Below are 20,564 nucleotides of genomic sequence, written 5' to 3' on the forward strand. Positions count from 1 at the left end.
CTGTTCGGTGTTCAATGCAGGTCCGCCAGCGACTGCGCGTCACGCAGTTGCCAGACGCGCTCGATCAGCGCACGGCCCTCGGTCTCGCTGCGCTGCCCGGCATAGGCCAGCAGGCGCTGGAACTTGGCTTCCAGCTCCGGGCGCGACAGGGTATTGCCGGGGTCGCCCTTGGGTTCGTCGATGGCCGCGCTGAACTGCCGGCCATCGACGCAACGCACCTCGACCCGGCCCAGCCAGCGCGCCGGGTAGGCGCCGTCCACTTCGGGGTCCAGTTGCATACGCACCTTGTCGCGGAACGCGGCGATGCGCGGGTCCGTCAGTGCCAGGTCGCGGAACTCCAGCAACTGCGCGCTGCCGTGCACGGCGATCAGGCCGAGCACCGTGCCCATGGAGAACTTGGCCTGGTGCACGGTGCTCGGCGTGGTCACCCGCCCCAGCACATCGATGGCGCCCTGGTGCACGCGGGTGATGACTTCAGCGATCTGCTCATGGCCCAGCCCCTCGCGCTGCATCAGGTGCAGCAGCGCATCAGCCGCCGGGTGGGTGTGGCGGCACGAGGCGTGGAACTTGAACGAGGTTTCCGCCAGCGCCCAGCGCGTGCCGAGCCGGTCGGAGAGCCGCGCAGGGTCGGCGTCGCTGGACATGCCCGCAGCCATGCCCTGGTCACCCTCGAGAATGTTGCGCGCACCGCTCAGGCCATCGGCGGTGAGGTAGGCGGCAAGCAGGCCGTCGGCGGCGGCCTTGGCAGTGTGCAGCTGCTTGGAATCGGCGGCGTCGCGCAGAAACTCCCACAGCCCTGCAGCCTGTGTACCGGCGCTGCCGAGCAGGTTGATGAACTGCTCCTGGTTGAAGTCCAGCAGCTTGCCCACGCCCACAGCGGCAGCCAGAGTGCCGACGGTGGCGGTGGTGTGGAAGATCCGATAGTGCGAACGGCCAAGGAATTCGCCGATGCGAATGCCGGCCTCGTAGCCAGCCACCGAGGCCAGCAGCAGGTCCTGGCCGGACTTGCCCAGGTCTTGCGCGGCCGCCAGCACGGCGGAGAACACCACGGTGGCCGGGTGCAGCACGGAGCTGTTGTGCAGATCGTCCTGCTCGACCAGGTGCGAGGCGGCGCCGTTGACCAGCGCGGCGAAATAGGCCGAGGTGCGCCGGCCATTGGTCAGCACCCGCGCACGGCCTGACGAGGGCCCCATGCGCTCGGCGTAACGCTCGAACAGCGGGATCGGATGCGATCCCTGGCTGGCCAGGGCCGAGCCGAGCCAGTCGAGGAACAGGTCTTCGGTGCGGTCCAGCACGCTGCTGGGGATGGCCTCGTAGCGCAGGTCGGCCAGGAAGCTGGCCAGGGCTTGGGTATCACGCATGGTCGGCTCCTCAGAAGCTGCGCGGCAGCTCGAGCAGGTGCTCGGCCACGTACGACAGGATCAGGTTGGTGGAGATCGGCGCCACCTGGTACAGGCGGGTCTCGCGGAACTTGCGCTCGACGTCGTATTCGTTGGCAAAGCCGAAGCCGCCGTGGGTCTGCAGGCAAGCGTTGGCCGCCTCCCACGAGGCCTTGGCCGCCAGGTACTTGGCCATGTTCGCCGCCGCCCCGGCGTTGGCGCCGCTGTCGTATTCGGCGCAGGCGCGCCAGCGCATCAGGTCGGCGGCCTCGATCTCGATATGGGCCTCGGCGATGGGGAACTGCACCCCCTGGTTCTGCCCGATCGGGCGACCGAACACCACGCGGTCGCGGGCGTACTGGCTGGCCTTTTCGACGAACCAGCGACCATCGCCGATGCACTCGGCGGCAATCAGCGTGCGCTCGGCGTTCAGGCCGTCGAGGATGTAGCGGAAGCCTTTGCCTTCCTCGCCAATCAGGCTGCTGGCCGAGATTTCCAGGTTGTCGAAGAACAGCTCGTTGGTCTCGTGGTTGACCATGTTGGCGATCGGCTGCACGGTCAGGCCGTTGCCGATCGCTGCACGCAGGTCGACCAGGAAAATCGACATGCCTTCGGATTTCTTCTTCACCTCCGGCAGCGGCGTGGTGCGCGCCAGCAGGATCATCAGGTCCGAATGCTGCACGCGCGAGATCCACACTTTCTGCCCATTGATCACGTACTTGTCGCCCTGGCGCACGGCGGTGGTCTTGATCTTGGTGGTGTCGGTGCCGGTGGTCGGCTCGGTCACGCCCATCGACTGCAAGCGCAGCTCGCCACTGGCAAGCTTGGGCAGGTAGAAGCGCTTCTGCTCGTCGCTGCCGTTTCGCAGCAAGGTGAACATGTTGTACATCTGCCCGTGGATGGTGCCCGAGTTGCCGCCACAGCGGTTGACCTCCTCGAGAATCACCGACGCCTCGGCCAGGCCCAGGCCCGATCCGCCGTATTCCTCGGGGATCATCGCCGACAGCCAGCCGGCATCGGTCATGGCCTTGACGAAGGCTTCCGGAAAACCTTTTTCTTCATCGATCCGGCGCCAGTATTCGGCGGGGAATTCGGCGCACAGGGCGCGCACGCCCTCGCGGATGGCATTGAGGTCATCGCTGTCGTAGCTGTGCATGTGTGGACTCTCTGCGAAGGCTTGAGGAAGTCAGTCGAAGGTCACTTCGGCGCTCTGTGCAGTGCCGTCGGCGTTGCCGGCCCACAGCCGCGCCTTGCCCGGTGCTTCGATGCAGCCACTGACCTGGAACGCTGCAGGCAGGGTGAGCGGCCGCACACCGCGGTAGGCGAAGTGGCGCACGGGCTTGTCGGGGTGGGCCCGCACGAAGGCGCGCAGGTTGAGGGTGGCGATCATCGGGCCATGCACCACCAGGCCGGGGTAGCCTTCGGTCTCGGTGACGTAGGGGTGGTCGTAGTGGATGCGGTGGCCGTTGAAGGTGATGGCCGAGTAGCGGAACAGCAACGTCGGCGTCGGGGTGATGGTTTCGCTCCACTCACCCACCTCGCTCGGCGTGCCGCTGCCGCGCTTGGGCGGGTTGGGCTCGCGGTAGACGATGTCCTGCTCCTCGCGGATGCACAGGCGGCCGTCCTGGGAGTAGTCGTGGCGCACGGTGACGAACAGCAGTGCGCCGGTGCGTCCGTGCTTTTCCTCGATGTGCAGGATGGTCGACAGGCGGTGGGCTTCACCGCCGACTTTCAGCGGCGCGATGAACTCGACCCGCCCACCAGCCCACATGCGGTTGCGGTTGTCGGCCGGTGGCAGGAAGCCGCCACGGGCAGGATGACCGTCGCTGCCCAGTTGCGACTCTGGCAGCGGCTCCTGGAAGAAGCACCAGGTCCACAGGTGCGGCAGCGCGTCGCCATGGCCTGGCGCGGCCTCGCCGAAGGTCGCGGCAATGCGCTTGACCAGGTTGCGGCTGAGCACATCCCAGGCCTCTTCGGTGCGGCCGATCCAGGCGCTGAAGTCGGTGGGCGAAGTCGAAGCAGTCATGAGCATGGGCCTCTGCATTTGTTGTTATGGGCCGATCATGCGAGGCGCCCGGCATTCTGTGAATTTGCATTTGCGTAAACCAGCGTTCATAAATGCCGAACGCCTCTGCTACGACAGGACTCCCCCATGCACTTCGACCTGGCTGACTTGCGGCTCTTCATCCACATCGGCGAATCGCCGAGCCTCACCCAAGGTGCGCGCCGTGCGTTTCTCTCCCCCGCCGCAGCCAGCGCGCGGATCAAGGCCCTAGAGGCGCAGCTCGACACCCGCCTGCTGTACCGCGACAGCCGTGGCGTGGAGCTGACGCCCGCCGGTCAGAAACTGCTGACCCATGCGCGCCTGATCATGCGTCAGGTGGAGTACCTCAAGGCCGAGTTCACCCAGTTCGGCACCGATTCGGCCGGGCACATCCGCATCTTCGCCAACACCACTGCGGTGACCGAGTTCCTGCCCGAAGTGCTGGCCGGGTTTCTCGCCCAGCGGCCGGGAGTGACGGTCGACCTGCAGGAGCGGCTGTCACGCGATATCGTGCGCGGGGTGCTCGATGGCAGCAGCGACATGGGCATCATCGCCGGGCCCGTGGAGGCGGCCGGGCTTCAGGTGATGCGCTTCAGTACCGACCGGCTGGTGCTGATCGTGCCGGCCGGTCACGAGCTGGCGGGCCGCAAGCAGGTGACGCTCAAGCAGACCCTGGCCTACCAGCACATCGGCCTGCATGACGGCAGCACCTTGCTGACCTTCCTGCGCGATCACGTCGAGCGTATTGGCCAGAGCCTGGCGCTGCGGATCCAGATGTCGAGCTTCGAGGCGATCTGCCGGATGGTCGAGGCCGGCGTGGGGATCGGGATCATCCCCGAGTCTTCGGCGATGCGGCACAGCCACACCATGAACCTGGTGACCATCGAGCTGGACGAGCCGTGGGCGGTGCGTGAGCGCAGCATCCTGGTGCGCGAGCTGGATGCGTTACCGGGCACGGTACGGGCGTTGATCGCGACCTTGATGCCGCAAGCGGATGGCACCGACGCTGACGGTGTTCGCGGGTGATCCTGTGCGATTGGACTGACCTTTGGATTTTGAACAAGACAGTTGCGTTCACAGCTGCGGGGGGCTTTTGTGGGAGCGGGCTTGCCCGCGAAAAGGACACCGCGCTGCCTGGCACGGGCTACGCCCGTGTTCGCGGGCAAGCCCGCTCCTACAGGGATTGGGCAGGCGCTGGGGTCTTGAACAAGACAGTTGTTCCCCCAAAGCTCCCTCAAGATCACATCCCCAACTGCCCCAGCGTGCGCCGCGCCTGAGCTGCTTCCATGCAGACATACAGCCGGTCGGTCAGCGCCTGCAGATCGACGCGCCGCCCGTTCACCACCGGCGTGCACACCCACAACTTCACCCGCAAGCCACCGGCCACTGGCCACGCATCCGGCGCCACCAGTGACTTGAAGCAGGCCGGTGCGAGCTGCGGCGCACGGCTGATGGCTGCCAGCGAAAACACCAGCGTCATGCTCAGATGACGCTGGTAGATTTCGAACCCATCGAAACAATACAAGGGCGTCGGCGCGTGCGAGTTGGCGAACAGCACAGAGTCGTCAGTCACACTCAACACACACTTGCCATGTCTTCGGCGCAGCCCCTCGGCAAGCGCCAGCCCAGCCACGCCGGCAACCAGCAGCAGCACGCCAGGTCCCCACAGCAACCAGTGCCCAGATTGCATCTGCCACTGCGTAGGCAAACTGGCCAGCCAGCCGCCGACCAACACCAGCGAAAACGCCAGCAACGCACAGGCCAGCGCCTTGCCACGCGAGGATTCGTGCAGCGCCCATGGCTTGCAGGACTCCTCCGCGTGAGCCCTGAGCCAGGCCAGCAAGGTTTCCCGGTCGGTGTCAGCCATGAACCTGCAGGGCATCCAGTTGCTGCTGTGCACAGGCGGCGTCGCGGTAGGCACCCAGCAGCGCGGCGATTTCATCGCAGTCCAGCTTGCGCCCACCGGTCATCAGCCCGGCAGAGTGGATGCGTACATGCGGCTCGGGTTTGTTCAGCGCCATGGCCTGGTTGCCGAATACCTGCAACCTCGCCACATGGTGCGTGGGCAGATGGGCGTGAGAGTCGAGCGTGAGTTTCTGCAGGGTCAGCAGCCCTTCGTCCTTGACCAGGATGTCCTGCACCTCGGCCATTTCGATCGGCGCATCGAGCGTATCGACGAACAGCTGGCGACGGGTCAGGCGCATGAACACCTGCTTGCCCGCGTCCCGGTGCTGCCAGGTGACGAGCAGGGAAAACACGACCAGGAAGCCAGCGCATACCGTCAGCCCGGTTCGCCCCATGTTGATGGCCATCGCCAGCATGCCCAGCGATACCAGCAACATGATCGGGCCCCACAGCTTGTAGCGTCGGGAGTTGGTGAATTCGGTCTGCTCAGGAACTCGCTCGATCATCAGACGCAGTTCGGCGATCACGCGGTCGCGCTGGGCCGCTCGGGACTGGCCGTACTCATCGGGAGAAAGGGAGGGATCAGGGTGTTGTGGCGTGTTCATGGCTTACTCGTTACGGGCATTGAGGTAATCGGTCAGGAACGCCTGGGCGTTGCCCTGTTCGGACAGGGCCTGGGAGTAGCCGATCTTCAGCGCCTGGGCTTCGCCCGGCAGGTACAGTTCGCTGGCGCTCCAGCTGTCCGAACCCTGGATCACCAGTGCAGCGAACTTCTGGCCGTCGACCGTGGTGTAGTAGCGGGTCAGCTTGTCGGTCTTCTCGACTTTCATCTTCTGGATGCGCATGTTCCAGTCATGGTCGACGCCCTCGACCTGCACCAGCGCCTCGTTGGCGCTGCGCTCACCGATACGCAGGGTCCAGACCTTCACGCCCTGCTCGCCGGCATAGGCCACGACCTTTTCGGCCACCGATGGACGCTCCTCGGCCTGGGCCATGGCGCCCACAAGCGCCAGCGCTGCGACCATGCCGGCCGCCCATCTGCGATGAATCGACATACTGCTTGCTCCTCGAAATTCTGGGGCCTTGTATTGAAAGGGGCATGGGCCAGCCTGCCAACCGGCCTGGCCGCTGCGCACAACAAACAGGCCGTCGCGCACAATGGCTGACGCCCGAGGCGTGTTCGCGTTAACATTCCGCCACCCGCCACGACACCCTATGGACAGGCTTGGCAGATGGAACACTGGACCCCTTACCTGGACATGCAGTTCAGCTTCGACCGCCCAGGCTCGCTGGCCCAGGCGGGCGTCCTCGACAGCGCCGCCAGCCACGTCATGGGCAGTGCGATCGGTCATTACCGCGCCCACACCGTGCGTGCGCACCTGCAGTACTTCGACTGCGACCTGCAATTTCCCGAGCCGCTGCGCATCCACAAGGTGTTGCCCGACAGCCTGTGCCTGGTGCACATGCTCAGCGGCCAATGGCAGCACCGGGTCGACGGCCAGCTCAACCACTACCTCACCGGCAAGACCTATGCGCTGGGCCTGAGCGAGCACATGGAAGCCTTCGACCAGTTGCCCGCCGACAGCCACGCGCGCATGGCCGGGTTGCGCGTCGGTGCCGACTATCTGCGCGAACTGGCCGAGGAAGATCCGCACCTGCAATCCTTGATCGGGTTGCTCGACGACGGCATGAAATTCACCGATTTCGAACGCTGCCCGGCGCTGGGTCGCCTGCTGCAGCAGCTCTACCATTCGCCCTACCACGGCACGCTCAAGCGCCTGCACCAGGAAAGCCTGAGCCTGGCCGTGCTGGTGGAACTGGCCACGCACCTCGGCAACCGCCCGCTGGCGCCTGCGCCGACGGTTCGCGGCCAGCGCGACCTGGCCCATGAGGCGCGGCGCCTGCTCGACCTGAACCTGGTCGACCCGCCCGGCAGCCTGGCGCTGGCCCGACAGCTAGGGGTGGGCGAAACCACCCTGCGCCGCGCCTTCGCCAAGGTGTTCGGCCAGTCGATGCTGCAGTACCTGCGCCAGCAGCGCATGGAGCTGGCCCGCACGTTGTTGCTGCAACGCAAATGGCAGGTGGCACAGATCGCCTATCGCCTGGGCTATGCCAACCCGGCCAATTTCAGCAACGCCTACAAGGCCTACCACGGGCATCCGCCGGGCATGGAGTGATCGCCTGCGCTGTGAAAGCTGTGAGCTGTTGTGAATCGTTGTGAAGACTCACAGTACTAGCCAATTGCCCATGCTACCGTCCGGAGCCGTCATCAAGACGACCCTTTCATTTCCGTTTCGGGAGCAGCGCCAATGTCTACCATCACCCCCGCTGGTAGCGGGTCCAATACTCCAAAAGCCTCGAGCTCGGCCTTCGACAACCGCCTGGACACCGCCAAGTCGAGCCAGGTGATCGCCGACTACATGCGCCAGACCGGCAAGTCGGCCATCACCAAGGACGAACTCGACAAGCTGGCCGACAACAAGTCAGGCAACGTGCCGGCCAATGTGTCGGATGCGGCGAAATACATGCAGCGCCACCCGGATGTGTTCACTGCCATCGAAACCCATGACGTACCCGGCGCCGACAACCTGTCCGGGGTGTGGAACTTCGATTGGGCGGCCAAGGGCGGCCTGGCCGGCACCCCGACCGACGCCATCGCCAAGATGCAGGACACCTTCGACCTGGCGATCGAGAAGTCGGCGAAGATCACTGAAGTGACCACAGGCAAGAAAGCCGAGCTGGATGCGACCAAGCAGCGGCCGAGCAACTGATTCAAGGCGGTATGCGGGTTATCCCCTGCTGCCGCTCAGTACCTTGTGGGGACAACTGTGTTGTTCAAACTCTAAAGGCCAGCCCCGTGGGAGCGGGCTTGCCCGCGAAGCAGACTCCGCGGTGGACGGCCAGGGCTTCGCCCTGGTTCGCGGGCCAGCCCCGCCCCCACAAGGTCAGCACTGTCACCGCTGCGCACGGGTCATGTGCATTACCAGCTTGAAACGGTCGCGCGGGTAGACCGTCTCCGACACCGAGATAATCTCGCCATCCTGGTCACGGTACTGGCGAATGATGTTCAGCCCCAGATCTCCGCTGGGCGCTTTCAGGCTCGCACTGAGCTCGGCAGTGAGCTGCACCGGGCTCACTTCCTGATCCACCGCCTCGATGCTCTTGGCAAACGCCTTGCCGATCAGGGCGGCGATCAGCTCGCCCGGATGGGCCTCGGCCTCGGCCACCACGTCGGCGAAGCGCTGCTCGGCATATACATCCGTCCAGCACAGCGGATAACGATGCTCGCCACTCTCGACCTTGATGCTCGACACGCAGAAATAATGCTCCCCTGGCGTCAGCCCAAGCCGTCTGGCCAGCGCGATGTCCGCCACGAAATGGCGCACCCCCTGGATCTCCCGCACATGCGATTCCGCCACCTGGACCAGGTCGGTGATCGAATCGATGGCCTGTGAATAACCGCTGCGCGGCGCTGCCGCCTCGACCCGGGTGCCGACCTTCCGTCGCCTCGACACCATCCCCTGCCCCTGCAACTGATCGATCGCCGCACGCACGGTATGCCGCCCCACGCCATACAGGTCGCACAGCTCAAGCTCGGTGGGCAGCAGCGAGCCGACCGGGTGATCGCCCCGGGCAATCTTGTCGGTGAGGTCTCTGGCGATATCGGTGTAGCGGCCGCGGGTGCTCATTCAAGGCTCATGTTCACGGAAGGCGAAGGGTTGACAGTGTATCAAATGTGGCAGACCATTTTGTTCGGATGTATTAATTAGGTTCGATTTAAAACGAACAAATACCGAACAAAAAGGATCCGCCATGTCCACCACCGTCTTCGACTCCTCCCTGTTCCGCGACATGTTCGGCACCGCCGAGATGCGCGGAGTGTTCTCCGACCAGGCGCTGATCGAGCGCTACATCGAAGTCGAGGTCGCCCTGGCCCGCGCCGAGGCGCGCTGTGGCGTGATCCCCGCCGCCGCTGCCGAGCAGATCGCCGCCAAGGCCACCTACGCCTCGCTCGACCTGGCGCTGATGCAGCACGAGACCGAGATCGTCGGCTACCCGATCCTGCCGCTGGTCGAACAACTGTCGAAGACCTGCGGCGAAGCCGGGCGCTACCTGCACTGGGGCGCCACCACCCAGGACATCATGGACACCGCGGTGGTGCTGCAGGTACGCGCCGCGCTGGCCATCGTCGAGCGCGACATCCTCGCCGTGCGCGGATTGCTCGCCGGGCTCGCGCAGCGCTATCGCGACACCCCCATGGCCGGCCGCACCCACCTGCAGCATGCCTTGCCAATCACCTTCGGCTACAAGTGCGCGGTCTGGCTGAGCATGTTCGACCGGCATGCCGAACGCCTGGTCGAGCTGCGTCCACGGGTTGAAGTGGGTCAGTTCGCCGGCGCCGCAGGCACCCTCGCCTCCCTCGGCGACAAAGGCCTGGAAGTGCAGGAGGCGCTGATGGCCGAGCTTGGACTGAACGTGCCGCAGGCCACCTGGCACGTGGCCCGCGATGGCCTGGCCGAGGCTCTTAACTTCCTGGGGTTGGTCACCGGTTCGCTGGGCAAGGTCGCGCTGGACGTGATGATGATGATGACCAGCGAGCTGGGCGAGGCCTACGAGCCCTTCGTCAAAGGGCGTGGCGCCAGCAGCACCATGCCGCAGAAGCGCAACCCGATCTCCTGCGAACTGATGTACGCCGCCGCCAAGGGTGTACGCCAGCAAGCCGGACTGATGCTCGACGCGATGATCCAGGACTTCGAACGCTCCACCGGTCCCTGGCAGGCCGAGTGGATCGCCATTCCCGAAGCCTTCGCCCTCACCGCCGCCTCGCTGGGCCAGGCGAAATTCATGCTTGCCGGCCTTGAAGTGCGCACCGAACGCATGCGCCAGAACCTCGACATGACTCGCGGCCTGATCGTTGCCGAGGCGGTGATGATGGGACTCGCGCCGGAGCTGGGCCGCCAGGCGGCCCACGATGTGGTGTACGCCGCCTGCCGCGTGGCCAACGACGAGAACGTCAGCCTGCTCGATGCGCTGCTGCACGATGCCGAGGTCAGCGCCCGCCTGCCGCGTGCCGAACTCGAGCGCCTGACCGATCCGGCCAACTACCTGGGCCTGGCACCGCAGATGGTCGACCGCGCCCTGGAACGCCCCGGCCGCGTGCCACGTTGATGCAAGACGCGGGCTCACCCGAGCCCGCGGGGTTTTCTCGACAACGACAACAATGAGAATTCGACCATGTCATCTGCACCCGCAAAACCGTTCTACCGCGACCTGACTTTCCAGGTCGTCGCTGCCATGCTGATCGGCATCGCCTTCGGCTTCATCGCCCCGGAGCTTGCGGCCAAGTTCAAGATCCTCGGCGACATCTTTCTCAAGCTGATCAAGACCGCCGTGGCGCCACTGGTGTTCTTCACCGTGGTCCACGGCATCGCCTCGGCCGGTGATATCCGCCGGGTCGGCAAGGTCGGCATCCGCGCGCTGATCTACTTCGAGGTGGTCTCTACCCTCGCCCTGGCCATCGGCCTTGGCTGGGGCAACCTGATCGACATCGGCTCGGGAATGCACGATGCCCACCCCAACAGCGCCACCTCGGCGGCCGCAGCGGCAGCCGTTGCCAAGGGCCACGCGCCGCAATCGACCCTGGACTTCATCTACGGCATCTTTCCTGACAACTTCGTCGCGGCCTTCGCCGGTGGCCAACTGCTGCAAGTGCTGGTGATCTCGGTGCTGTTCGGCTTCGCCCTGCTGGCCCTCAAGGCCGAGCGCCGGGCAGTGGTCGAGGACGGGCTGAACCGCGTCTCGGAGTGTTTCTTCGAGTTCATCAACCTGATCATGAAACTCGCCCCGCTGGGCGCCTTCGGCTCGGTCGCCTACGCCGTGGGCAGCAATGGCACCGCGGTGCTGATTTCGCTGGCCAACCTGGTGCTGATGTTCTACGTCGCGGTGCTGTTCTTCATCTTCGTGGTGCTGGGCGCGGTGTGCCGGATCAGCGGGTTCAGCCTGTGGCGCTTCCTCACCTACATCAAGGATGAAGTGTTCATCGTGCTGGGCACCGCCTCGTCGGAAAGCGCCCTGCCGCGCCTGCTGCAGAAGCTCGAGAAGTTCGGCTGCTCCAAGCAGAGCGTGGGGCTGGTGCTGCCCACCGGCTATGCCTTCAACCTCGATGGCACCTCGATCTACATGTCGCTGTGCGTGCTGTTCATCGCCAACGCCTATGGCGTGCCGCTGAGCTGGGAGCAGCAACTGGGCATCATCGCCATCATGCTGGTGACCTCCAAGGGCGCGGCGGCCGTGTCCGGCGGCAGCTTCGTGGTGTTCGCCGCCACCGTGACCGCCATCGGCCACCTGCCGGTCGAGGGCCTGGCGTTGCTGTTCGGCGTGTATCGCTTCATGTCCATGGCCATCGCCACCTGCAACACCATCGGCAACAGCATCGCTACCGTGGTGGTCGCCAAATGGTCGGGCGAATTCTCCGAGCAGCAGGCCCAGGGCGAGTACCAGCGAGTGCTCGGGCGCAGCGCTGCGGCGCCGCTCTGAGCCATGGAGAACGACATGCAGAACGTTCGTATCGAACACGACGCCTTCGGCCCGGTGCAGATCCCCGAGGACAAGTACTGGGGTGCCCAGACCCAACGCGCCATCGGCGTGTTCGGTGCCGGCCGCGAGCAGTTCCCGCCGGTCCTGCTGCACGCTTTCGGCCAGCAAAAACTGGCCAGCGCCCGTGCCAACCGGCGCCTGGGCATGCTGGATGCAGGGCTGGCCGAGGTGATCGAGCAGGCCGCGCAAGAACTCGCCGACGGTCACTTCGACCGCCATTTCCCGCTGACGCTGTGGCAGACCGGCTCTGGCACCCAGACCAACATGAACGCCAACGAGGTGATCGCCAACCGTGCCAACCAGTTGCTCGGGCAGCCGCTGGGCACCAAGGCGCCGGTGCACCCGAACGATCACGTCAATGCTTCGCAGTCGTCCAACGACACCTTCCCGACGGTGATGCACTTGGCCACCCGCCTTGCCCTCGGTCGCGACCTGCTGCCGGCGCTTGCCCACCTGCACGCCGAGCTGCAGGCCAAGGCCCGACAGTGGCATGACGTGCTGAAGATCGGCCGAACCCACCTGATGGACGCGGTACCGATGACGATGGGCCAGGCCTTCGCCAGCTTCGCCGCGCAGATCGTCCACGGCATCGAGCGCGTGCAAGGCTGCCTGCCACGGCTCGATAGCCTGCCCCAGGGCGGCACGGCGGTAGGGACCGGGCTCAACACGCCGCCAGGCTTTGCCGAGGCCTTTTGCGAAGAGCTGTCGCTGATCACCCAGACCCGCTTCACCCCCAACCCGTGCAAGTTCGAGGGCATGGGCACTCACGATGTGTTCGTCGAGGTGTCGGGGGTGCTGAACGTGCTGGCAGTGTCGTTGACCAAGCTGGCCAATGACATCCGCCTGCTCAGCTCCGGTCCGCGCTGCGGGCTGGGTGAGCTGGTGGTGCCTGATGATGGGCTGACGTCTTCGATCATGCCCGGCAAGCGCAATCCGACCATCGCCGAGGTCCTGGCCCAGGCCTGCATGCAGGTGATGGGCAACCACACCACGGTGTCGGTGGCCGGGGCCTCGAGCCTGTTCGAGTTGAACGTCGCCAAACCGGTGATCATCCACAACGTGCTGCAGTCGATCAGCGTGCTGGCCGAGAGCATGACGATCTTCACCGACAAGCTGTTGGCGGGGCTGGAGGTGAATCACGCGGTGCTCGCGCGCAATGTGGAAGGCTCGCTGCTGCTGGCCACGGCCTTGAACCCGGTGCTGGGTTACGACCAGGTGGCGCGCATTACCCGCAAGGCGGCGGACGAGGGGCTGACGCCCAAGGAAGCGGCGGTGGCGCTGGGGCTGTTGACGGCGCAGGAGTACGACGCGTACGTCAGGCCGCAGGAGATGGTGGGAGGCTGAGGTGCGGGGCAAGCCCGCACCCTGTAGGAGCGGGCTTGCCCCGCGATGAATTCACCACGGTGTATCGGCCAGGGCTTCGCCCTGGTTCGCGGGTGAACCCGCTCCCACAGGTTCATCACTGCTTTCGACAACGGCGCGTTGCCACACCCACAGTAAACCGCAGGCTTTGAGAACAGCGATGAACCCAACGCCGATCAGTGCTTGATCATCACATGCCGAATGGCCGTGTAATCCTCCAGCCCATATATCGACATGTCCTTGCCATACCCGGACAACTTCACCCCGCCATGGGGCATCTCGCTGACCAGCATGAAATGGGTGTTCACCCAGGTGCAGCCATACTGCAAGCGCGCCGCCAGCCGGTGCGCGCGGCCAACGTCCTGGGTCCACACCGACGACGCCAGCCCATAGTCCGAGTCGTTGGCCCACTCCAGCGCCTGGGCCTCGTCGCTGAACTCGGTCACCGACACCACCGGCCCGAAGATCTCGCGCCGCACCACTTCATCGTCCTGTTGCGCGCCGGCCAATACCGTCGGCTCGAAGAAGAACCCCGCCCGGTCGGCGCGCCTGCCGCCAGTGGTGACCTGGATATGCGGCACCTGCCGCGCCCGCTCGACGAAACCGCTGACGCGCTCCAGGTGCTGCTGGGTGATCAACGGCCCCAGTTCGGTCTCGGGATCGTCCTGCTCGCCAAGGCGGATGCTCGCCACCGCCGCCGTGAGCTTGTCGACGAAGGCCTGGTACACACCCTTCTGCACATACAACCGGCAGGCCGCCGTGCAGTCCTGCCCGGCGTTGTAGAAGCCGAACGCACGGATACCTTCGACTGCGGCATCGATGTCGGCATCGTCGAAGATGATCACCGGCGCCTTGCCGCCCAACTCCATGTGCATGCGCTTCACGGTATCGGCAGTGCCGGCGATGATGCGGCTGCCGGTCGCCACGGAGCCTGTCAGCGAGACCATGCGCACCTTGGGATGGGTCGTCAGCGGCTCGCCCACGCTCGGGCCTCGGCCGAACACCAGGTTGACCACGCCCGCCGGGAAGATGCCCGCCATCAGTTCGCCCAGGCGCAGGGCCGTCAGCGGCGTCTGCTCGGACGGCTTGAGCACCACGGTATTGCCCGCCGCCAAGGCCGGGCCAAGCTTCCAGGCGGCCATCATCAACGGGTAGTTCCACGGCGCGATCGACGCCACCACACCCACCGGGTCGCGGCGGATCATCGAGGTGTGCCCCGGCAGGTACTCACCCGCCGCCGAGCCCTGCAGCACACGGCTGGCGCCGGCGAAGAAGCGGAACACATCGGCCACTGCCGGCAGTTCGTCGTTCAGCGCAGCCTGGTAGGGTTTGCCACAGTTGTTCGACTCCAGCCGCGCCAGCTCCTCGGCATGCGCATCGATGGCATCGGCCAGCTTGAGCAACAGCAGCGAGCGATCCTTGGGGGCGGTCTGGGACCAGCCTTCGAACGCCGCGTCGGCTGCGCGCACGGCGATGTCGACCTGGGCCGGTGTGGCTTCGGCAATTTCCACCAGGGTGGTGCCGAGCGCCGGGTTGAGCACGGCGAGCGACTCGCCTTCACCGGCGACCAGTTGGCCGTTGATCAGCAGTTTGGTTTGCATGAAGCGCTCCTTTTCTCAGGTTCTTGTTCGCGTGTTCACTTGCCGCTGCCGGCAACGCCTTCGCCACCTTTGGTCAGGTAGTAGGCGCCCAGGATCGGTAGCATCGTCACCAGCATGACCAGCATCGCCACCACATTGGTCACCGGCACATCGCGCGGGCGACCGAGCTGGTTGAGCAGCCAGATCGGCAAGGTGCGTTCATGACCGGCGGTGAAGGTGGTGACGATGATTTCGTCGAACGATAGGGCGAACGCCAGCATGCAGCCAGCCAGCAGCGCCGAGCCGAGGTTGGGCAGGATCACGTAGCGGAAGGTCTGCCAGCCGTCGGCGCCCAGGTCCATCGAGGCTTCGATCAGGCTGTGCGAGGTGCGCCTGAAGCGGGCGATGACGTTGTTGTAGACGATCACCACGCAAAAGGTCGCGTGCCCGACGACGATGGTCATGAAGCCGGGCTCGATGCCCAGGGTCTTGAATGCCGACAGCAACGCAATGCCGGTGATGATGCCGGGCAAGGCGATCGGCAGGATCAGCATCAGCGAGATGCTTTCCTTGCCGAAGAAATCACGCCGGTACAACGCAGCCGCCGCCAGCGTGCCCAGCACCATGGCGATCAGCGTGGCCAGGGCGGCGATCTTCACCGACAGGGTCACGGCATCGAGCACGTCCTGGCGTGCGAAGGCCACACTGAACCAGTGCAAGGTGAAGCCCTGCGGTGGAAAGCTGAACGCGGCCTCTTCGGTGTTGAAGGCGTACAGGAAGATGATCAGGATCGGGAAGTGCAGGAACACCAGCCCTCCCCAGGCCGCAAGCTTCAGCCCCCAGGACGCTTTTTCAGAGTGCATCGAAGGCCCCCAGGCGTTTGACGATGGACAGGTAGACGGCGATCAGCACGATCGGCACCAGGGTGAAGGCCGCAGCCATGGGCATGTTGCCGATGGCGCCCTGCTGGGCGTAGACCATGCCGCCGATGAAGTAGCCCGGCGGCCCGACCAGCGACGGCACGATGAAGTCGCCGAGGGTGAGGCTGAAGGTGAAGATCGAGCCCGCGGCGATGCCTGGCACCGACAGCGGCAGGATCACCTGCATGAAGGTCTGGCGCGGTTGCGCCCCGAGGTCGGCCGAGGCCTGCAGCAGCGACGGCGGCAGGCGCTCCAGCGAGGCCTGGATCGGCAGGATCATGAACGGCAGCCAGATGTAGACGAACACCAGGAAGCGCCCCAGGTTCGAGGTCGACAAGGTGTTGCCGCCCACACCGGGCACGCCCAGCAGCAGGTTCAGCAACGGCTCCAGGCCCAGGTGCTGGACGAACCACATGGCCACCCCGCCCTTGGCCAGCAGCAGGGTCCAGGCATAGGCCTTGACGATGTAGCTGGCCCACATCGGCAGCATCACCGCGATGTAGAAGAACGCTTTGGTCTTGCTGCTGGTGTAGCGCGCCATGTAGTAGGCAATGGGAAACGCCAGCGCAGCACTGGCGATGGACACCGCCACGGCCATCAGCACGGTGCGCTGGATGATGTCGAAGTTGGCCGGGGTGAACAGCGCGGCGAAGTTGGCCCAGGTCAGGCTCGGCGTCACCGTCATGGTGAAATCGTCGAAGGTGTAGAAGCCCTGCCACAACAACGTCAGCAACGAGCCCAGGTAGATCGCGCCGAACCACAGCAGCGGCGGCACCAGCAGCAGCGACAGGTACAGCGCCGGCTTGCGGTACAGCAGGTTGGACAGCCCGCGCAGGGCGCCGTGGCGGACTACCGGCGCCGTGGCATCGAGGGTCAGGCTCATCTCACACGCCCTCGCTCAGCGCCACCATGGCCTCGCGCGCCCAGCGGGCGGTGACGCGCTGACCCGGCTGGTGGCTGGCCGGGCCGTCGCCCCACTGGCTGTTGGCCTGGCTCAGGCTCAGGTGCTGGCCATTGTCCAGGCGGATCTCATAGCGCGTTGCGGCGCCCTGGTACTGGATATCGTGCAGCAGGCCGCTGACCTCCACGTCGCTGGCTCCCCGTTCGCCCAAGGCGAAGCGAATGTGCTCGGGGCGAATGGAGAACGGCCGGGCATCACCGACCAGTTGGCTGGCGAGTTCGCCACGCAACACGTTGGAGGTGCCGACGAATTCGGCGACAAAGGCGGTGGCCGGTTTCATGTACAGGTTGCGTGGGGTGTCGACCTGTTCGATGCGCCCTTTGTTGAATACCGCGACGCGGTCGGACATCGACAGCGCTTCGCTCTGGTCGTGGGTGACGAAGATGAAGGTAATGCCCAGTTGGCGTTGCAGGCGCTTGAGTTCGCCCTGCATCTGCTCGCGCAGCTTGAGGTCGAGCGCCCCCAGCGGCTCGTCGAGCAGCAGCACCCGCGGACGGTTGACCAGCGCGCGGGCCAGGGCCACGCGCTGGCGCTGGCCGCCGGAAAGCTGTACCGGCTTGCGCGTGCCATAACCGCCGAGGGCGACCATCTCCAGCGCCTCCTCGGCACGCTGCAAGCGCTCGGTGCGGGCCACGCCTTTGACCTTCAGGCCATAGGCGACGTTGTCCAGCACGTTCATGTGCGGGAACAGCGCATAGTCCTGGAACACCGTGTTGACGTCACGCTGGTAGGGCGGCAGGCCGGCGGCTTCGAGGCCATGGATGCGGATGGAGCCTGCGCTGGGCTGCTCGAAACCTGCGATCAGGCGCAGGCAGGTGGTCTTGCCCGAGCCCGAGGGGCCGAGCATGGAAAAGAATTCGCCGTCCTGGATGTCGATCGACACCTGGTCGACGGCCTTCACCTCGCCGAACTGACGGGAGACCTGGGTGAACTGGACGGCTGGGGGCATGGTGGAGGCTCCGGGGTGAAGGGTGGTTTTGTGGTGTCGCTGCCGGCCTCATCGCGGGACAAGCCCGCTCCCACAGGGCTGCAAAGTATCCTGTGGGAGCGGGCTTGCCCCGCGATGAGGCCGGCCCAGGCAAGCGCCCGGCCTAGCGCCCGCCCATGATCGCGATGTAGTCCTGGGTCCAGCGGCTATAGGGCACGAACTTGCCACCCTCGGCCTGCGGGGTCTTCCAGAAGGCGATCTTGTCGAACTGGTCGAAACCGTTGGTCTTGCAGCCCTCGGCGCCCAGCAATTCGCTGGCCTTGCAGCCCTGCGGCACCGCTGGCAACGAACCGAACCAGGCCGCCACGTCACCCTGCACCTTGTCCTGCAGCGACCAGTCCATCCACTTGTAGGCGCAGTTGGGATGCTTGGCCTCGACATGCAGCATGGTGGTGTCGGCCCACCCGGTGACGCCCTCCTTCGGGAACACCGTGGCGATCGGCTGGCCCTCGGCCTTGAGCGCGTTGGCCTGGTAAGGCCAGGCACTGGAAGCGGCGACGCCTTCGTTCTTGAAGTCGCTCATCTGCACCGTGGTGTCGTGCCAGTAACGGTGGATCAAGGCGTGCTGCTTGCGCAGCAGGTCGAGCACGGCGGCGTACTGCTTTTCATCGAGCTGGTACGGATCGCTGATGCCAAGCGTCGGCTGGGTCGCCTTGAGGTAGAGCGCGGCGTCGGCAATGTAGATCGGGCCGTCGTAGGCTTGCACACGGCCCTTGTTCGGCTTGCCATCGGGCAGGTTCTCGGCCTCGAATACGGCTTTCCAGCTATCCGGTGCGGCGGGGAACACCTTGGTGTTGTACATCAGCAGGTTCGGGCCCCACTGGTAGGGCGTGCCGTAGGTCTTGCCATCGACGGTGTACCAGGGCGCGTCGTGCAGGCGCGGGTCGAGGTTCTTCCAGTTGGGGATCAGTTTCGGGTCGATCGGCTGTACACGCTTGCCATAGATCAACCGCAGCGAGGCATCGCCCGAAGCGGTGACCAGGTCGTAGCCACCCTTGGCCATCAGGCTGACCATCTCGTCGGAGGTGGCAGCGGTCTTGACGTTGACCTTGCAACCCGTGTCCTGCTCGAACTTGCTGACCCAGTCATAGGCCTTGTCCGACTCGCCACGTTCGATATAACCCGGCCAGGCGACGATATCGAGCTGGCCCTCGCCCTTGCCGACTTCCTTCAGGGCTTCGGCGGCCTGGAGGCTGCCACTGGCCAGGAGCGCGGTGGCGAGCCCGCTGAGAAACGCTGTCTTGTACATCGTTCATCTCCCAAATTGTTCTTTCTATTGTCGGGGCAGTATCAAGCGAACAACGTCCCTGGCGGCGCCAGCGGATTCTTGTGTCAGTCGAGCAGCTCGCCGTGACGCGCCATGATGTGGCGCACCACGCTGTAGTCCTGCAGCGAGTCGCTGGACAGGTCCTTGCCGTAGCCGGAGCGCTTGAGCCCACCATGGGGCATCTCGCTGGCCAGCATGAAATGGGTGTTGATCCAGGTGCAGCCGTATTGCAGGCGGTTGGCGATCTGGAAGGCCTTGTCGAGGTTCTGCGTCCACACCGAGGAGGCCAGGCCGTATTCGGAGTCGTTGGCCCAGTCCAGCGCCTGGGACAGGTGTTCGAAGCGGGTCACGGTGACCACCGGCCCGAACACCTCGCGCTGGACGATCTCGTCCTGCTGGCGGCAGCCGGCCAGCAGCGTCGGCTGGTAGTAGAAGCCGGGGCCCGAATGCACTGCGGCACCGGTCACCCGCTCGATGTGCGGCTGGCCCAGGGCGCGCTCGACGAAGCTGGCCACGCGGTCGCGCTGGCGGGCGCTGATCAGCGGGCCGATCTCGTTGTCGGCGTCTTTCTTGCGGGCGAAGCGGATATTGCCCACCGCGTCGCCCAGTGCGGCCACCAGCCGGTCGTGGATGCCAGCCTGGGCGTAGATGCGGCAGGCGGCGGTGCAGTCTTGCCCGGCGTTGTAGTAACCATGGGTGCGAATGCCCTGCACCACGGCCTCCAGGTCGGCATCGTCGCAGACGATCACCGGGGCCTTGCCGCCGAGTTCCAGGTGGGTGCGCTTGAGCGTGCGCGAAGCGGCCTGGAGGATCTTCTGGCCGGTGACGATATCGCCGGTCAGCGACACCATGCGCACCTTGGGATGGCCGACCAGATGGCTGCCGACCGCCTCGCCGCCACCGCAAACAATGTTCAATACGCCAGGCGGCAGGATATCGACCAGCAGCGGCGCCAGAGCCAGGATCGACAGCGGCGTGTGTTCGGAGGGCTTGAACACCACGGTGTTGCCTGCGGCCAGGGCGGGGGCGATCTTCCACGCCGCCATCATCAGTGGGTAGTTCCACGGCGCGATCGACGCCACCACGCCAACCGGGTCGCGGCGCACCATGCTGGTGTGCCCGGCGACGTACTCGCCAGTGAGCTGGCCCTGCTGACAGCGCACCGCCCCGGCAAAGAAGCGGAACACGTCGGCAGTGGCGGGAATATCATCCTGGCGCGCCAGGTGCAGGGGCTTGCCGCAGTTCAGCGCCTCGAGACGGGCGAGCTGGTCGGCATTGGCGTCGATGGCGTCGGCGATGGCGAGCAAGGTGGCAGCGCGTTGCGCAGGGGTCGTGCGCGACCAGCCGGCAAAGGCGCGCTGGGCCGCCTGCACTGCGCGCTCAAGCTGTTCGAGGGAGGCTTCGCCGACATTCAGCAGCAACTCGCCGGTCGCCGGGTTGACGATGGGCTCGACCAGCCCTTCCCCGGCAACCAGGTGGCCATCGATCAACTGCGCGCTGTACAGCGGAAGACTGGTGGGCATTTTCGGACTTCTTCTTTTTTTCGTGTCGTCGTGCATGG

The 20,564-nt window shown here is 65.5% G+C and carries 19 protein-coding genes; 6 read left to right on the forward strand and 13 right to left on the reverse strand.

All coding sequences use genetic code 11. From position 1 onward, the window contains the following. Positions 1-11: 11 nt before the first annotated feature. From ACMGGG_RS20160 to ACMGGG_RS20170, 3 genes are read right to left on the reverse strand one after another with little or no spacing between them, the layout of a single operon-like run. Complete coding sequence (locus tag ACMGGG_RS20160; RefSeq protein WP_414154291.1) at positions 12-1,361, reverse strand: MmgE/PrpD family protein; 1,350 nt, start codon at positions 1,359-1,361, stop codon at positions 12-14. A 10-nt stretch (positions 1,362-1,371) separates the two neighbouring features. Continuing rightward, entirely contained in the window at positions 1,372-2,535 is a 1,164-nt protein-coding gene (locus tag ACMGGG_RS20165; RefSeq protein ID WP_414154292.1) for an acyl-CoA dehydrogenase family protein, read from the reverse strand. Positions 2,536-2,565: 30 nt separating this feature from the next. Then, positions 2,566-3,405: a MaoC family dehydratase N-terminal domain-containing protein gene (locus ACMGGG_RS20170; protein ID WP_054895271.1), complete on the reverse strand. Its 840-nt coding sequence runs from the start codon at positions 3,403-3,405 to the stop codon at positions 2,566-2,568. 126 nt (positions 3,406-3,531) lie between these two features. Here ACMGGG_RS20170 and ACMGGG_RS20175 point away from each other — a divergent pair, with 126 nt between their 5' ends. Beyond that, the gene (locus ACMGGG_RS20175) at positions 3,532-4,449 is read left to right on the forward strand and encodes a LysR family transcriptional regulator (RefSeq protein WP_125931388.1); all 918 of its coding nucleotides are present in this window, start codon (positions 3,532-3,534) and stop codon (positions 4,447-4,449) included. A gap of 214 nt (positions 4,450-4,663) precedes the next feature. Here the strand turns inward: ACMGGG_RS20175 and ACMGGG_RS20180 are convergent, their stop codons facing one another. The 3 genes from ACMGGG_RS20180 to ACMGGG_RS20190 are packed head-to-tail and all read right to left on the reverse strand — an operon-like array spanning position 4,664 to position 6,383. Then, the gene (locus tag ACMGGG_RS20180; RefSeq protein ID WP_414154293.1) at positions 4,664-5,290 is read right to left on the reverse strand and encodes a hypothetical protein; all 627 of its coding nucleotides are present in this window, start codon (positions 5,288-5,290) and stop codon (positions 4,664-4,666) included. Continuing rightward, complete coding sequence (locus ACMGGG_RS20185) at positions 5,283-5,933, reverse strand: hypothetical protein (RefSeq protein WP_063546167.1); 651 nt, start codon at positions 5,931-5,933, stop codon at positions 5,283-5,285. The genes ACMGGG_RS20180 and ACMGGG_RS20185 overlap by 8 nt, the downstream gene beginning before the upstream one ends. 3 nt (positions 5,934-5,936) lie before the next feature. Next, entirely contained in the window at positions 5,937-6,383 is a 447-nt protein-coding gene (locus ACMGGG_RS20190; RefSeq protein WP_063546168.1) for a hypothetical protein, read from the reverse strand. A 177-nt stretch (positions 6,384-6,560) separates the two neighbouring features. On the opposite strand from ACMGGG_RS20190, the gene ACMGGG_RS20195 reads away from it, so the two are divergent. Both ACMGGG_RS20195 and ACMGGG_RS20200 read left to right on the forward strand, forming a co-directional pair. Continuing rightward, on the forward strand, positions 6,561-7,505 hold the full coding sequence (locus ACMGGG_RS20195) for a helix-turn-helix transcriptional regulator (RefSeq protein ID WP_063546169.1): 945 nt from the start codon (positions 6,561-6,563) through the stop codon (positions 7,503-7,505). Between the two features lie 132 nt (positions 7,506-7,637). Then, complete coding sequence (locus ACMGGG_RS20200) at positions 7,638-8,099, forward strand: hypothetical protein (protein WP_054895259.1); 462 nt, start codon at positions 7,638-7,640, stop codon at positions 8,097-8,099. Positions 8,100-8,282: 183 nt separating this feature from the next. On the opposite strand, the gene ACMGGG_RS20205 is transcribed toward ACMGGG_RS20200, so the two are convergent. Further along, positions 8,283-9,017 (reverse strand): GntR family transcriptional regulator, encoded by a 735-nt coding sequence (locus ACMGGG_RS20205; RefSeq protein WP_125931385.1) that lies wholly within the window; start codon positions 9,015-9,017, stop codon positions 8,283-8,285. 124 nt (positions 9,018-9,141) lie between these two features. Between ACMGGG_RS20205 and ACMGGG_RS20210 the strand changes: the two genes are divergently transcribed. The 3 genes from ACMGGG_RS20210 (at position 9,142) to ACMGGG_RS20220 (ending at position 13,269) form a co-directional block, all read left to right on the forward strand. Continuing rightward, positions 9,142-10,497: an adenylosuccinate lyase family protein gene (locus tag ACMGGG_RS20210; RefSeq protein ID WP_151925040.1), complete on the forward strand. Its 1,356-nt coding sequence runs from the start codon at positions 9,142-9,144 to the stop codon at positions 10,495-10,497. 66 nt (positions 10,498-10,563) lie between these two features. Beyond that, entirely contained in the window at positions 10,564-11,865 is a 1,302-nt protein-coding gene (gene dctA, locus ACMGGG_RS20215) for a C4-dicarboxylate transporter DctA (RefSeq protein ID WP_414154294.1), read from the forward strand. A 15-nt stretch (positions 11,866-11,880) separates the two neighbouring features. Next, on the forward strand, positions 11,881-13,269 hold the full coding sequence (locus ACMGGG_RS20220) for a class II fumarate hydratase (protein WP_414154295.1): 1,389 nt from the start codon (positions 11,881-11,883) through the stop codon (positions 13,267-13,269). Between the two features lie 194 nt (positions 13,270-13,463). Here ACMGGG_RS20220 and ACMGGG_RS20225 read toward each other — a convergent pair whose 3' ends face one another. The 6 genes from ACMGGG_RS20225 to ACMGGG_RS20250 all read right to left on the reverse strand — a co-directional run bounded on the left by ACMGGG_RS20225 (position 13,464) and on the right by ACMGGG_RS20250 (position 20,526). After that, positions 13,464-14,888 (reverse strand): gamma-aminobutyraldehyde dehydrogenase, encoded by a 1,425-nt coding sequence (locus tag ACMGGG_RS20225; RefSeq protein ID WP_414154296.1) that lies wholly within the window; start codon positions 14,886-14,888, stop codon positions 13,464-13,466. 35 nt (positions 14,889-14,923) lie between these two features. Beyond that, positions 14,924-15,730, reverse strand: coding sequence for an ABC transporter permease (locus tag ACMGGG_RS20230; RefSeq protein WP_414154297.1), 807 nt, complete (start codon positions 15,728-15,730; stop codon positions 14,924-14,926). Then, positions 15,720-16,670 carry an ABC transporter permease gene (locus ACMGGG_RS20235; RefSeq protein ID WP_414154298.1) on the reverse strand — a complete coding sequence of 317 codons (951 nt, stop codon included), beginning with the start codon at positions 16,668-16,670 and terminating at the stop codon, positions 15,720-15,722. The genes ACMGGG_RS20230 and ACMGGG_RS20235 overlap by 11 nt, the downstream gene beginning before the upstream one ends. Position 16,671: 1 nt before the next feature. After that, a complete protein-coding gene (locus ACMGGG_RS20240; RefSeq protein ID WP_414154299.1) occupies positions 16,672-17,697 on the reverse strand; it encodes an ABC transporter ATP-binding protein in 1,026 nt (341 codons plus the stop codon). Positions 17,698-17,839: 142 nt separating this feature from the next. Then, on the reverse strand, positions 17,840-18,985 hold the full coding sequence (ydcS, locus tag ACMGGG_RS20245) for a putative ABC transporter substrate-binding protein YdcS (protein ID WP_414154300.1): 1,146 nt from the start codon (positions 18,983-18,985) through the stop codon (positions 17,840-17,842). Between the two features lie 83 nt (positions 18,986-19,068). Continuing rightward, positions 19,069-20,526 (reverse strand): gamma-aminobutyraldehyde dehydrogenase, encoded by a 1,458-nt coding sequence (locus ACMGGG_RS20250; RefSeq protein WP_239502724.1) that lies wholly within the window; start codon positions 20,524-20,526, stop codon positions 19,069-19,071. Between the last annotated feature and the right edge of the window lie 38 nt (positions 20,527-20,564).

The sequence above is a fragment of the Pseudomonas sp. BNK-44-b genome (assembly GCF_047456245.1).
Classification (GTDB): domain Bacteria; phylum Pseudomonadota; class Gammaproteobacteria; order Pseudomonadales; family Pseudomonadaceae; genus Aquipseudomonas; species Aquipseudomonas machongensis.